Source organism: Kibdelosporangium aridum (genome assembly GCF_900176515.1).
GTDB classification, from domain to species: Bacteria; Actinomycetota; Actinomycetes; order Mycobacteriales; family Pseudonocardiaceae; genus Kibdelosporangium; species Kibdelosporangium aridum.
This window is the reverse complement of record NZ_FWXV01000018.1, coordinates 73,272-85,182: the sequence shown is the minus strand read 5'-3', so window position 1 is coordinate 85,182 and position 11,911 is coordinate 73,272. Positions and strand designations below refer to the sequence as shown.

Here is an 11,911-nt window from a genome sequence, read left to right as displayed (position 1 = left end):
GCTGCAACGGGCCGGGTTCGCTCGCGGGCGGCGGGATTACCGTCAACCAGCCGACGCGGCCAAGACCAGTTCGCGGAGTTGGGCCGCGGTGGTCGAAGTGCCGCTCGTCGCTTCGACCCAGTGCCCCGGGTCGACCTGACGGGCCAGCCGACGACCGTCCGGCGTCTGCCGTACGCCGTCGGCGTCCGGTGCGCCCAGCGGTGCCTTCTCGCCCTCGATCGAGATGTTCACCTCGTTCGGGACGGTGCCGTTGTTGAAATACACCTGCGCGCACTTGTTCTTGTCGGAGTACCGCTCGGGGCAGAGCATGGCCAAGGGAGTACTCACATTGCCGCGACCCCAATAGGACACCAAAAGACCGGCGGGCAAGCTGGCCAACTGTCCCGTGGATGGCAGTTCGGAAGGTTCGGTGGTCATCGACTCCGCGATGGACCGCGCCTGCTGCTCGCTGTTGCCCTGCACCAAGGCCGACTTGCCCGGAATCAGTTCCCAGGTCAGTGTCGCGTACGTGTGCCCGCCTGCCAGCGATATCTGTTCGAGCTGGGCTGGGATGCCGCGCACCGTCGTCTGCGTCGTCTGCGTCGTCTGAGAGCCCTTCACGCTGGGCGTCACCCTGTTCAACAGCGCCGCCTGGGCCAGGCCGCCACTGCCCTTGAAGTCGAGGATCGCCCCGCTGTCGCCCACGCTCCACGACTCCACCTGGTAGCCCGCCGGAATCGTGACGGTGAACGGCAACTGTGGCCGGATCACCTTGGGCTTGGCAGGGCTGGGGGTCGTCGCCGCCTGGACTCCGGTGTCCGGCTGGCGGGGCTGCCCCGGGTCGTTGGGCCCCGGTTGGTTGATCAACGTGACGCCGGCGACCAACGCCCCGGTCGCGACCGCAACGGTCCCCGCGAGCGCAGTCGCCTTACGCCGGGACCGCAGCCGCCGTACGTCATGAGTCGCGTTGGCCAGCACCACATCGACGTCCGGTGCCCGGGATGCCCGTTCGGCCAGCGCGTTCCGGAGCATTTCGAGATCGGTCATGACCAAGCCTCCGCTGGTTCGGTGTGCAGCTGTAGCCGGAGCGCGGAGAGCCCGCGAGAGACCAGGCTTCGGACGGTCGAGGGCACGCAGCCGAGGACCTCGGCGATCTCGGCATCGTCACGGTCCTCGTAGAACCGCAGCACGATCGCGGCCCGCTGCCGCCCGTTCAGCCGTCCGAGCAACTCGGCGAGCTGGTCGGCGTCCGCGATCCGGGCCGCCGGGTCGGCCGTGACCGGGTGCGTCGCCTCGACCGGGTCCGGGCTCGGCCGTACCGACCGCTGGTACCAGCGCCGCCGCCAGGTGAGGTGGCCGTTGACCACCACCCTGCGCAGGTACAGGTCCGGCCGGTCCATGCGCGAGACCTTCGGCCAGCGCGGCCAGGTGCGGACGAGGGCGTCCTGCACCAGGTCTTGCGCGAGGGCCGTATCCCCGGTCAGTGCGGCGGCGAACCGGACCAACCCGCTGAGCTGCCCACGGCAGAACTCTTCGAACTCCACTCCCTACAAACACCCGCATCCGGTGTTGTTGTGGCAACCGGACCGATTCCGGTCACTTCCCGACCGATGTCTCCGCCTGGAGCGACCGCGTCGCCGCCCCCGCTGCGTACAGCCCAATAGGTCGTGGCACCGTAGCGGACGAAGGAGACCGGATTTCGCTCGATTCAGATCTCTGACGTTTTAATCGGCGTCTGGCCGAGAAAAGGATGCGTTCGGCGACGCAGCGCTGGCAGGCCTCAATGCTCCCCGATCCACCCGCGCCACACCCCTCGACCACTCAGCGCTGTCGGTGAGCGGTCAGTCCGTCGAGGATGAGGGCGAGCATCGACGGCGATCGGTCTTCCGGCCCCAATGTGGCCCGCCAGAGGGCGCCGGTGAGCTGAAGGAAGTCACGGGGATCAGCGTCGGCGCGGATGATGCCATCGCGTTTGCCCGCGTCGAGCAACTCCGTGATGGCGGCGATGACCGGGCCGTAGGTCTGCTCGGCGATCGCTTGGTGCGCACTGGGGCTGAGCGCGTCGCCAAGGCCGTGCTTCTTCCGCATGGCGGCCACCAGGTCAGTGGTCCACTCCCGGAGCGCATCCAGCGGAGGCAGCGTGGCCAGCAATTCCGTGACCGACCCCACGAGCCGATCGACTTCGTGCTGATAGACGGCCAGGACGAGCGCCTCCCGGGTCGGGAAGTTGCGGTACAGAGTGCCAGGCCCCACGCCGGCACGTTGCGCGATCTGGTTCATCGAGACACCACCGTCCTCGGCGAAGGCGTCGCGAGCGACCTGCAGGATACGAGCCCGATTTTCCCGGGCGTCCGAGCGAACCATGTGCCATCCTTGCTATCCGGAGAGCTCTCCACTACAGTATGTGGAGACCTCTCCAGAACTTTAGAGGAGCACCATGCGCTACACCAAGCTCGGCACAACAGGTCTCGACATCTCGCCGATCGCCATCGGTGCGATGACCTACGGCGATCCCCACCGCGGCCACCCGGTCTGGTCGCTGGACGAAGACGCAAGCCGCCCGCTCATCAAGCACGCGATCGAGGCAGGCATCAACTTCTTCGACACGGCCAACCTGTATTCCTACGGCTCCAGCGAGGAGATCCTGGGTCGCGCCCTCAAGACCTTCGCGGACCGGGACGACGTCGTCATCGCCACCAAGCTGCGTCATCCGATGCGGCTGGGACCAAACGGGAAAGGCCTGTCCCGCAAGGCGATCATGACCGAAGTCGAGCACAGCCTGCGACGGCTGGGCATCGACTACATCGATCTCTACCAAATTCACCGCAACGACCACAGCACACCGCTCGAGGAGAGCCTCGAAGCCCTGCACGATCTGGTCAAATCCGGCAAGGTGCGCTACCTCGGCGCGTCCTCGATGCCCGCCTGGGAGTTCGCCAAGGCCCTGCACCTGCAAAAGCAGCACGGCTGGGCCCGGTTCGTGTCGATGCAGAACCACTACAACCTGCTCGCCCGCGAGGAAGAGCGCGAGATGATCCCGCTGTGCCTCGACGAGGGAGTCGGCACGGTCAACTGGAGCCCGCTCGCCCGCGGCCGGCTGGCCCGCCCTTGGGACGCCGCGAAGTCGACGGCCCGGTCCGAAACGGATGGCGGCTACGCGGACCTGCTCTACACCCCGCTCACCGCCGACAGCGACCACGCGATCATCGACGCCGTCGGCACGATCGCCGACGAGCGCGGCGTAACCCGGGCGCAGGTCGCTTTGGCCTGGCTGCACAGCAAGCCGGTCGTCTCCGCCCCGCTCGTCGGCGCCAACACGATCACCCAGATCGACGACGCAGTCGCGTCGACGGACATCCAGCTCACCGTCGAGGAACTCGCCGCCCTCGAGCGGCCGTACACGCCTCGCCACGACTTCCAGGGCATCTCCGACGAAGCCGAGCTGCAGCGCATCCGGGACCGGATCCCGGGATACGCGAACGCCTGAAATCCCCCTTGGACCTTGTGAGAAGTGCGGGCGATGCTCCGCGCCGGAGGGGCACGCGAGGACGCGAAGCTGACCGTGCTGCAGGCGGACCTCCAACACGACACCGGCCGGCGCAACTGGGTCCACAAAGGACACTGAGCGGACGGAAACAGAGACCCGCCACGTCAAACCGGTTCCAGCCCCAGCATGCCGCGTGCCCTAAATCCGCCCACCGTGCCATCCAGGTTCCAGGACGGCCAAAGGCCGACGTCAGCGCTTACGACGGAGCTTCTCGGCGGCCCGACGGGCGCGTTCACGATTACGCGGGTCCTTCGCCATCTCGCGCGCCTTGTTCGTCATCTGCTGGCCTTTGGGGCCGCGCAAAAAGGCCTTGATCCGGTTCAACAGGCCGGCCATAGTCTCTCCTTTTGTCCGATATGCCTTCTCTCAGGCATACCCGGCGTCACCGGCGCCCAACCTCGTCAACGGAGCGAAAACGACCAGATCGGCCACCACCGGCATCCGGTCCCGTACCGTCACCGTGCTCCACAACGGATTGTCTATTGTGGAATGGGCAGAGCGGGCCACCGCGTGAGGTGCCGAGTACGCCCGTAGCTCACCTTCGAGCTTCACCAGACGTCCTACGGGGAACAGGAACAGCGCCGTCCGGAGCGGAGCAGCCGATGTCGCCCGCGAGCAGAATTCGTTCCGCTCCGTCGCGAACAGCGGGGTTCGCGGCATTCACCAGCGCGGCTTGTGCGGCGTTATCGCTGGTGTCAGGCGGGACAACCAGCAAGGTCGTCCGCTGCCAGCCGTCCCCTGACACGAACACCGTACGCGGATCGAGCGAGCGGATGCCTTCAAGGCGAACAATTTCACCGTCGACGACGATTCGCCGGGGCACGTCACCCCACGCGTCCATGTTGTAATCCACCCTGCTGACCGGGCCCAACCGGTCAGTCACACCCGCGATCATCGCGGGGAACTCCGCCATCGGATCCATTGATCGGGGCCACCAGCCACCGTCAATCACCCCTGTGGGAACCGACGGAGGCTTCAACGTCAGCCGTAATGGCACGCGTCCGTCCGATGCAGGTGAGGGTGCGCGTCGCTCCCAATAAGGTTTCATGTCGAACTCCCGTCCGGCCGATTCAACGGTCGGTACATTTGTTTCGTACGACCGGTCCCGCGATCAGGACCACCACGCGCCATCGGCGTACCCGACCGGGCACCTTCGGCACGTGCCGAGGTAGCTCAATGGCCAGTGTGGCCGAAGGGTCTGGCGATGCGCGTGCGGTCCTGACATCGTGCCGGACTCCCGTCGCCGACCTCGAAACCCGGCGGCGTGGGCGTCGCCGAAAACGATGCGAGCTTGACCGCTCGCATACGAAAGCTTCCGACATCTCTGACAGTACACCTCGTCGACCGTGAGCGGTCAGTTCACAGCGGTTTTTCGGTGAGGGAAGGGCCGGTCGCCGATCATGTGGCAGATGCGACCTTGTCACGTCAGGCGTGACGAGCTGGGTTTGGTGCTCGGACGCTTCCGGAGCTGGTCATCGCGAAGCGATCCGTCGATGATCTGTGTGGCGACGTCGCTCAGCCGCCGGTTGTGACTGCGGGCGTAAGCGCGCATCACCTCGAAGGTTTCGTCCATCGGCAGACCGGTGCGTTGGGCGAGAACGCCTTTGGCTTGTTCGAGCTGGACACGGCTGGTGAGAGCGACCTGCAGGTGGGTGGCGAGCTGTTCGCTCGCCGCGATGGCGCGTTCCTGGATCAGGCCGACCGTGGCAACGTCCGCCATGGCCTGGCCGATTCCCAGATCCGCCTCGCTCAGCCCGCCCGGCTGGATCCGGAAAAGGTTCAGTGCGCCGATCGTCTCATCGCGCAGTCGCATCGGCAGCGCCTGCGCGGAGTGGAACCCCAGCTGCCGCAGCTGCTCGGTGAAGCTCGGCCACACTGAGTACATCGCGGACAGATCATCCCGGACCACGGGAGCACCCGAGCGGTAGCAGTCCAGGCACGGTCCTTCGTCGTTCTGCAGCTCGTAGAGCTCCAGCAGGCGCGCTTCCTCGGTGGACGAGGCCATCACGCGCAGGCCACCGTGCTGATCGGCCAGCATGATCCCGGCCGCGTCGACGTCCAGCAGCTGCACACTGCGAGTGGCCAGGGTATGCAGGAAGTCGACGACATCGAAGCCGGCCACCAGTGTGTCGGCCAGGTCGACGAATGTGGCGGCGAGAAGTTGTTCCCGGCTCGTCATCAGCCCACCGCCGTTGTCTTGTTGGGGGTCATGGCTGTTCCTGCTGCGTCGTAGTGCCGGGCTCGCCGTCGTCAAACCGCACGCGGCGACTGACCACATCGGCAGCGACGGCGGCTACTGTCCGCCCCGTAGCGTACGCGTGCGCCCGTAGCCGCAGCAGTGCCTCGGCAAGGTTGATATCCAGTTGGATGCTGATCATCCCGGTCGCTTGGTGGACTTCGGCTTGGCTCTCGATCGGCCGTGCGAGCCCGGAGTTCACGTCCTGGTGCTCGTCGCGCTCCTGCAGGTGCAGCACCACGATGGTGGCCGCTTCGGCGAAAGCCGCCGCGTCGGCGAGTTCGAGAATCGTGAGGTGCCCGGGGGTGTCGCGGTAGAGGTCCAGGACCCCGACGTGGACGGCGCCTGCCCACAGCGGGAATGCGAAGATGGCGTGCACACCGGCGTCGAGCACGGCCGCACCGAACTGCGGCCACCGAGCCGGCCCGGCCGCCACCAAGTCCGGTTCGAGGACCGGGCGTCCGCTGGCTGACGCTTCGACGCAGGGCCCTTCACCGAGAGCGAACTGCAGGTCCTCCACCTGGCGGGCTCGCCTGTCGGTCACCGCCAGCACCACTCCGGTGGGTCCGTCGGCGGTCATCAACGCCACCCCGACGCCGCTGACCGGCAACGTCGACAGGCATTCCGCACACAACCTGGCGGGCAGTGTGACGTGGTCGCCTCGGTTGTCGTCCGCGATCGCCGACAGGATCTCGGCGACTCGGCGATTACGCATGAGTGCTGTCCTCTCAGGGCAGTGTGGGGCAACCGCGACCACGCTCCGGTGGGATTCCAGCGAGGCGGTGGAATCAAGGAGAGGTGCTCGTTGGAATCTTTCGGCCGACTGAGATCACGCCGAGGTCCAGGGCACTTACCCCCATACACTACTCTCCACTCCACGTTTTCGCTGCTCTGGCGACTCTGACGTCGGCCAGAAATCCGCCGCGGACGTCACCTCCTGCGGTCCCCCCAAGACCGTGCGCACAGCTCATCGCACCCGAACTCGCAGCGGGCCGCTGCCTGTCCTTTATGGAGGGAGCGGTAGCCTCAACGGTTCCGCCGCCCGTAGCCGCTGGATTGTCCCGGCTGCCGGCGTAGCGCACTACGCGACTCGTGATGAGCTCGGCGCGCGAATCAGGTCTAGTATCGGTGTGCATCCTGTTGGACCGCTCCAGACCCTGGCGGCATGTGTGCGCCCCCGCCATACGAGAGGTCGAGAGGTACCACAGTGGACACTTCGGAAACCACCCCGCTGCGCGACCGCTCCGAGCGTCCGGCCGTGCCGAGATCCTTGCAGGTGAGTGCCGCGCTGGGCTGGCGATTGCTGGTGGTCGCCGCCACCCTGGCCGTGATCGGTCTCATCGTCGGCTACCTCGCGGCAGTGGTCGTTCCGGTCGCGATCGCCCTGCTGCTGGCCGCGTTGCTGGCACCGGCCGTCGGATATCTGGTCAAACGCAAGGTACCCCGCTGGCTGGCCACCGTCCTTGTCCTGATCGGCGGCCTGGCAGTGCTCGGCGGACTGCTCACATTCGTGATCATCACCTTCATCAACGGCCTGCCGGCGCTGCAAATCCAACTCTCCCGCAGCATCGACACCATCGGCAACTGGCTCACCACCGGCCCGCTGCACCTGAGCGACGAGCAGGTGCGAACCTTCTTCGACAACCTCGTGACCACGCTGACCAACACCCAAACCGGCATCACGTCCGGTGCACTGACCACCGCCGCGACCATCGGCGAGATCCTCGCCCAGATGCTGCTGATCCTGTTCGTGCTGATCTTCCTGATCTACGACGGCCGCGGCATCTGGAACTTTCTGCTGCGCACCGCCCCCGACCGGATACGCGCCCGGGTGGACGTCGCCGGCCGCCGCAGCCTGACCGCACTGGTCAGCTACGTACGAGCCACCATCGCAGTGGCCACAGTGGACGCGGTCGGCGCCGGGATCGGTATGGTCATCCTCGGCGTCCCGCTCGCGATCCCCTTGGCCACATTGGTCTTCCTCGGCGCGTTCATCCCGATCATCGGCGGGATCCTGGCTGGCGGAATCGCAGTGCTGATCGCCCTGGTCGCCAACGGACCGATACCGGCACTGGTACTCCTGGGCATCGTCATCGGCGTCCAGCAACTGGAAGCCCATGTCCTGCAACCTCTGCTGCTGGGGCGAGCCGTCAACCTCCACCCACTCGCCGTGGTACTCGCCATCGCGATCGGACTGGTCGCGGCCGGCATCCCCGGGGCGCTGCTCGCCGTTCCCTTGCTGGCCGTACTCAACTCAGGCATCCGATCCCTGCACGGCAGCAAAGACGAACCCACCAAGCCCGCCGACGTTCACCCGTCCAACGTGGAGCCGTGACCGACCAGGCGCATCAGCGCGGCCCGATCTCGTTGACGAGACAACACGGTTGCGCCCGGCCTAGTGGGACCGATCTGCCGTAACTGTCTCAAGCGGCACTGCCGAAACGGTGCCAGCCGTGTCCCAGGCCACCAGGTGACTGATTGAGGAGGTAAATCCGATGGATGCGCTGTCTCGCGTATACTGAACAGTACCGAGGGTATTTCGAGCGTCGGCAGTCAAGCTGGCGCCACTTTGGGAGCACCACGAAACCCGGTCGGCGAGTCCGGCCAGAGGCGGGAGCGCCGAGATGATCTCGGACCTGCTCACTACCGACGCTGACGCGCCCCTCCAGCGCACAAGACGCGAACTGCGATTGAAGATCAAACCGAGTACCGCGGCCCGTGGGACCCTCGACGGGGGCTGGTGGCCGTGGTCGACCGATCCGGCAGCGGAATTCCCCGCGCTGGTCGCGGCATTGAGCTCATGGGTCGGGCCAGCCCGTCATATCGGCTACCACCCCGACGACTGGGACCCGGCTGAAAACACGCTGACGGTCGAGGGCTGGACGGTCCACTTGGCAGCCCTGCGCACCATGCAACCGAACACCGTGGTACTGGCAGGGCCGAACCTGAAGCAAGTCCGCGTGTTGGTGGTTCCGCCGGCCACGCCCGGTGGTGTGGCCCGCGCGGTGCTGAGATCGGCGTCCGGTTCGGACACGACCGCCACCGCTGAGGATATCCTTGCCAGCAACGGCGTTTCGCATCGACAGCGCAGCTGTCCATAATGGATCCGCCGCGAACGCAATGGACCGCAGTTCGGGATGCCCCCGGCTCGTAAGGCCACCGCCCACGTGCCGGATCGCGACACAGCTTCGGACGAGCAGGTGACGTGCAACACCTTGGCACAGTTTGGGGAACGAATCGGATGCCAGCCGGGTTGTACGGGGTGGTCGTAGAGTTTTGTGTTCGTGTTTCATCACGCTCGCGGAAACATTGTTGCGGGCGCCTCTTTCTTTACCTTGCAGGACAAGCTGGAGAAGTCGCCGTCTGAAACCCCGGCCGGGGAACCGCGCAGTGCGGCGCCCATATCCAGCTCGATGTAAGGGAAAAAGGCATGACAAACGGAACCGTGAAATGGTTCAACTCGGAGAAGGGCTTCGGCTTCCTCTCCCGCGAAGACGGCCCGGACGTCTTCGTGCACTACTCGGAGATCGACGGCCACGGCTACCGCAGCCTGGAGGAGAACCAGCGCGTCGAGTTCGAGGTCAACCAGGGCCCCAAGGGCCCGCAGGCCACCGGCGTCCGCGCCGTCTGACCCGGCAGCAGCGGAAAAACCTGATGGCACATGGCATTGTGACGTGGTTCGACGCGGAGCGAGGCTTCGGTTTCATCTCCCGCGCGGGCTTCGTCTCCCGTGACGACGGTGGCGCCGAGATCTTCGTGCACCAGTCACAGATCACCAGCGACAGCCTCCGCCCGATCGGCAGAGGCGACCGGGTGAGGTTCACCCTTGAACCGCACGCTCAGGGCCTGCGCGCTACAGATGTCCACCCGGTCTGCTAACACACGCAGCCCCACACTGTGCTCCTACCAGCAGACACGCTGACGGAGACACAAGAACCGGTGTCCTCAACCGCATCCCGGTTGGGGGCACTGGCCGGCCCTAAAAGAAGTGCAGATCGAACACCCTGCTCTGCAGCATGCCGCGCCCAACCTGCGCCGCGCTCAACCACTAGTGCGGGAGTTCTGTATGCGGCGGGGCATCTCCTACAGCCACTGCGGGATCTTTGCCTCCTATGCCGAGCAGGGCCCGATCATCAGTTGGGTCGCCGACCACCGCCGCCACCACGCTTACGCTGATCGTGGGGGTGATCCGCACTCCCCCTGGCGATTCGGCACCTCAGCCCGCGCACTGGCCAAAGGCTTCTGGCACGCCCACATGGGCTGGCTGTTCCAACGCGAACAGACCAACGCCACCCGCTTCGCGCCCGACCTGCTCGCCGACCCGGATATCCAACGCGTCAACCGCTGGTTCCCCGCGCTGACCGCCGTGTCCTTGCTCGCACCCGCCGTAGCCGGTGGGCTGATCACCTGGAGCTGGTGGGGTGCGCTGACCGCGTTCTTCTGGGCCGGCCTGGTGCGGGTCGCAGTGCTGCACCACGTCACCTGGTCGGTGAACTCCATCTGCCACATGATCGGCGACCGGCCCTTCACCGCCCGGGACAAATCAGCGAACTTCTGGCCGCTGGCACTGCTGTCGATGGGCGAGTCCTGGCACAACTCCCACCACGCCGACCCCACCTGCGCACGCCACGGCGTCCAACGTGGACAGATCGACATCTCCGCCCGGCTGATCCGGATCTTCGAAAAACTCGGCTGGGCCACCAAAGTCCGCTGGCCGAGACCAGAACGACTGGCCCGCAGACTCAAAACAGCCGCGAGGACATCGTGACGACCGACAGCCTCCTCGACACGGACGTCCAACCGACCACGGAGCCAGCACGCCGCGAGGCCCGGTTGCAGATGAACCGGACAACGCCGCCCCTGGGCATGTCGACGGTGGCTGGTGGCCGCGATCGACCGACCCCAGCAGCAGAGTTCCCCGCGCTGGTCGCGGCCTTGTCCTCGACATTGAAGCGGATCGCACGGGCCCGTGGCACCCACAAGCTCGTGCTCCCGGTCAAGTTGCCCGGCCGGGCCGGCAAGGCGATGATCGGCGGCGCACTGCTGCCGCAAGGCCCGTTCACCAAGGCGACACGCACGTTCGCCGAGCACATCGCCGAGCTGGATGTCCACAAGGGAACAAAACGGTGACCCGGACGTCGGCGCCGCCTATCTGGCGTTCACCCTGCTGAGCTTGTTGGTGCTGGCCAACGTCAAGAAGCCGATGGCAGGTGCCGTCCTGCTGGTGTTCAACTTCCTGCATTTCGTCTACCACTTGACGATGCTGCACATGTATGAGCCGCCGGACCAGGTGCTCAACGTCGTGCTGCTGAGTCTGCTCGTGGTCATGTCGATCATGCTGGTGATCCCGGCCCGACGTACGGAGTGAGCACCCGGCACAACGCAGCCAGGCGCCGGGCCGCTGAGCTGGCAAGCACAGCGGCTCGGTGTGCCGCAGGAGTTCGATCAGGGTCAACGCCGTTCCAGATCTGTCATCGGGAGCCTAGGCGCGCGATCACCCTCCACCGCTGGGCTGCTCAGGCGATGGCCCGGCTCGGGCTGGCCGACCGCACCATGGGGACTGGTCTCACCGTCCGCTGAACGCGGAGTAGAAGCCATACCGCAGTTCATAGTGGAGACGCGCATGCTTTTGCCGCAAGGTTTCAACCATGCTTGAAACCTTCTGGTCGACGTGGTCGGCAATTTCCCCCGGCGGCTAGCTTGAGCCACGAAGCGGGTCGAGCGAGTCGGCTCCTAGCAGTGGGGAGAAACATGCATCGCAAGATTCGGACGGGGTTGGCCGCCTTCGCGACGACCGCCGCCGTTACCGGAGCGATCCTGACACTGGCGGGAACGCCGGCGGCCATTGCCGCGCCAGCGGCTGCCGAAGGAAGCGCGGGCGTGCAGGCCCTGAAGTGGAAGGGGCCGTACAGCGAGGCTGAGTGCCTCACCGTTCAGGGCGAGTACCGGCGCTACTACAAAATTACGATTCCGTGTAAGTACTTCGCGTCTACCGGCTACTACTTCGAATACGACAACGGCCAGTAGCACCGGCACGCGCGCGTGTGCGACGAACAAGCGGCCCCGGCGATCGAGCGCCGGGGCCATCGGATGGAGTCCTGCGCCGCCGTCGACGCGCCGCGATGACACCTGGCCCGCCCACACTCATG

16 protein-coding genes and 1 pseudogene are annotated in these 11,911 nt (G+C 66.1%); 9 read left to right on the top strand and 8 right to left on the bottom strand.

Annotated elements, in window-relative coordinates:
* Nucleotides 1-42 precede the first annotated feature (42 nt).
* The 3 genes from B9C43_RS51670 to B9C43_RS51660 form a co-directional block, all read right to left on the bottom strand.
* Nucleotides 43-1,026 carry a hypothetical protein gene (locus B9C43_RS51670; RefSeq protein WP_084434591.1) on the bottom strand — a complete coding sequence of 328 codons (984 nt, stop codon included), beginning with the start codon at nucleotides 1,024-1,026 and terminating at the stop codon, nucleotides 43-45.
* On the bottom strand, nucleotides 1,023-1,523 hold the full coding sequence (locus B9C43_RS51665; RefSeq protein ID WP_084434590.1) for a SigE family RNA polymerase sigma factor: 501 nt from the start codon (nucleotides 1,521-1,523) through the stop codon (nucleotides 1,023-1,025). Before B9C43_RS51665 ends, B9C43_RS51670 begins: the two co-directional genes overlap by 4 nt.
* 277 nt (nucleotides 1,524-1,800) lie before the next feature.
* On the bottom strand, nucleotides 1,801-2,343 hold the full coding sequence (locus B9C43_RS51660) for a TetR/AcrR family transcriptional regulator (RefSeq protein ID WP_084434589.1): 543 nt from the start codon (nucleotides 2,341-2,343) through the stop codon (nucleotides 1,801-1,803).
* A gap of 73 nt (nucleotides 2,344-2,416) precedes the next feature.
* Here B9C43_RS51660 and B9C43_RS51655 point away from each other — a divergent pair, with 73 nt between their 5' ends.
* Nucleotides 2,417-3,466: an aldo/keto reductase gene (locus tag B9C43_RS51655; RefSeq protein ID WP_084434588.1), complete on the top strand. Its 1,050-nt coding sequence runs from the start codon at nucleotides 2,417-2,419 to the stop codon at nucleotides 3,464-3,466.
* Between the two features lie 249 nt (nucleotides 3,467-3,715).
* On the opposite strand, the gene B9C43_RS58010 is transcribed toward B9C43_RS51655, so the two are convergent.
* The 5 genes from B9C43_RS58010 to B9C43_RS51640 all read right to left on the bottom strand — a co-directional run bounded on the left by B9C43_RS58010 (nucleotide 3,716) and on the right by B9C43_RS51640 (nucleotide 6,477).
* A complete protein-coding gene (locus B9C43_RS58010; protein ID WP_200826091.1) occupies nucleotides 3,716-3,862 on the bottom strand; it encodes a hypothetical protein in 147 nt (48 codons plus the stop codon).
* A gap of 30 nt (nucleotides 3,863-3,892) precedes the next feature.
* The gene (locus B9C43_RS56315) at nucleotides 3,893-4,078 is read right to left on the bottom strand and encodes a hypothetical protein (protein ID WP_143447207.1); all 186 of its coding nucleotides are present in this window, start codon (nucleotides 4,076-4,078) and stop codon (nucleotides 3,893-3,895) included.
* Entirely contained in the window at nucleotides 4,062-4,574 is a 513-nt protein-coding gene (locus tag B9C43_RS51650; RefSeq protein ID WP_235039334.1) for a DUF5994 family protein, read from the bottom strand. The genes B9C43_RS56315 and B9C43_RS51650 overlap by 17 nt, the downstream gene beginning before the upstream one ends.
* Before the next feature lie 372 nt (nucleotides 4,575-4,946).
* Entirely contained in the window at nucleotides 4,947-5,705 is a 759-nt protein-coding gene (locus B9C43_RS51645) for a GAF and ANTAR domain-containing protein (protein ID WP_084434586.1), read from the bottom strand.
* A gap of 28 nt (nucleotides 5,706-5,733) precedes the next feature.
* Entirely contained in the window at nucleotides 5,734-6,477 is a 744-nt protein-coding gene (locus tag B9C43_RS51640; protein WP_084434585.1) for a GAF and ANTAR domain-containing protein, read from the bottom strand.
* A gap of 492 nt (nucleotides 6,478-6,969) precedes the next feature.
* On the opposite strand from B9C43_RS51640, the gene B9C43_RS51635 reads away from it, so the two are divergent.
* From B9C43_RS51635 to B9C43_RS51600, 8 genes and pseudogenes are all read left to right on the top strand, one after another.
* Nucleotides 6,970-8,097: an AI-2E family transporter gene (locus B9C43_RS51635; protein WP_235039333.1), complete on the top strand. Its 1,128-nt coding sequence runs from the start codon at nucleotides 6,970-6,972 to the stop codon at nucleotides 8,095-8,097.
* 289 nt (nucleotides 8,098-8,386) lie between these two features.
* Nucleotides 8,387-8,863, top strand: a complete 477-nt coding sequence (locus tag B9C43_RS51630) for a DUF5994 family protein (protein WP_084434583.1) — start codon at nucleotides 8,387-8,389, stop codon at nucleotides 8,861-8,863.
* 329 nt (nucleotides 8,864-9,192) lie between these two features.
* Complete coding sequence (locus tag B9C43_RS51625; protein ID WP_084434582.1) at nucleotides 9,193-9,393, top strand: cold-shock protein; 201 nt, start codon at nucleotides 9,193-9,195, stop codon at nucleotides 9,391-9,393.
* Nucleotides 9,394-9,416: 23 nt separating this feature from the next.
* A complete protein-coding gene (locus tag B9C43_RS51620) occupies nucleotides 9,417-9,641 on the top strand; it encodes a cold-shock protein (RefSeq protein ID WP_084434581.1) in 225 nt (74 codons plus the stop codon).
* Nucleotides 9,642-9,870: 229 nt separating this feature from the next.
* A pseudogene (locus B9C43_RS51615) lies at nucleotides 9,871-10,530 on the top strand (acyl-CoA desaturase); the annotation flags it as partial.
* Entirely contained in the window at nucleotides 10,527-10,892 is a 366-nt protein-coding gene (locus B9C43_RS51610; protein ID WP_084434579.1) for a hypothetical protein, read from the top strand. The pseudogene B9C43_RS51615 and the gene B9C43_RS51610, both read left to right, overlap by 4 nt.
* Nucleotides 10,867-11,130 carry a hypothetical protein gene (locus B9C43_RS51605; protein ID WP_084434578.1) on the top strand — a complete coding sequence of 88 codons (264 nt, stop codon included), beginning with the start codon at nucleotides 10,867-10,869 and terminating at the stop codon, nucleotides 11,128-11,130. The genes B9C43_RS51610 and B9C43_RS51605 overlap by 26 nt, the downstream gene beginning before the upstream one ends.
* A 383-nt stretch (nucleotides 11,131-11,513) precedes the next feature.
* Nucleotides 11,514-11,789, top strand: a complete 276-nt coding sequence (locus B9C43_RS51600; RefSeq protein ID WP_084434577.1) for a hypothetical protein — start codon at nucleotides 11,514-11,516, stop codon at nucleotides 11,787-11,789.
* Nucleotides 11,790-11,911: the final 122 nt, after the last annotated feature.

Excerpts from the sequence above, each read along its gene's own strand:
- B9C43_RS51625 (WP_084434582.1), top strand. The coding sequence starts at position 9,193 with ATGACAAACGGAACCGTGAAATGGTTCAACTCGGAGAAGGGCTTCGGC.
- B9C43_RS51650 (WP_235039334.1), bottom strand. The coding sequence starts at position 4,574 with ATGAAACCTTATTGGGAGCGACGCGCACCCTCACCTGCATCGGACGGA.
- B9C43_RS51605 (WP_084434578.1), top strand. The coding sequence starts at position 10,867 with ATGTCCACAAGGGAACAAAACGGTGACCCGGACGTCGGCGCCGCCTAT.
- B9C43_RS51600 (WP_084434577.1), top strand. The coding sequence starts at position 11,514 with ATGCATCGCAAGATTCGGACGGGGTTGGCCGCCTTCGCGACGACCGCC.
- B9C43_RS51630 (WP_084434583.1), top strand. The coding sequence starts at position 8,387 with ATGATCTCGGACCTGCTCACTACCGACGCTGACGCGCCCCTCCAGCGC.
- B9C43_RS51660 (WP_084434589.1), bottom strand. The coding sequence starts at position 2,343 with ATGGTTCGCTCGGACGCCCGGGAAAATCGGGCTCGTATCCTGCAGGTC.
- B9C43_RS51645 (WP_084434586.1), bottom strand. The coding sequence starts at position 5,705 with ATGACGAGCCGGGAACAACTTCTCGCCGCCACATTCGTCGACCTGGCC.
- B9C43_RS58010 (WP_200826091.1), bottom strand. The coding sequence starts at position 3,862 with ATGGCCGGCCTGTTGAACCGGATCAAGGCCTTTTTGCGCGGCCCCAAA.
- B9C43_RS51655 (WP_084434588.1), top strand. The coding sequence starts at position 2,417 with ATGCGCTACACCAAGCTCGGCACAACAGGTCTCGACATCTCGCCGATC.
- B9C43_RS51620 (WP_084434581.1), top strand. The coding sequence starts at position 9,417 with ATGGCACATGGCATTGTGACGTGGTTCGACGCGGAGCGAGGCTTCGGT.
- B9C43_RS51670 (WP_084434591.1), bottom strand. The coding sequence starts at position 1,026 with ATGACCGATCTCGAAATGCTCCGGAACGCGCTGGCCGAACGGGCATCC.
- B9C43_RS51640 (WP_084434585.1), bottom strand. The coding sequence starts at position 6,477 with ATGCGTAATCGCCGAGTCGCCGAGATCCTGTCGGCGATCGCGGACGAC.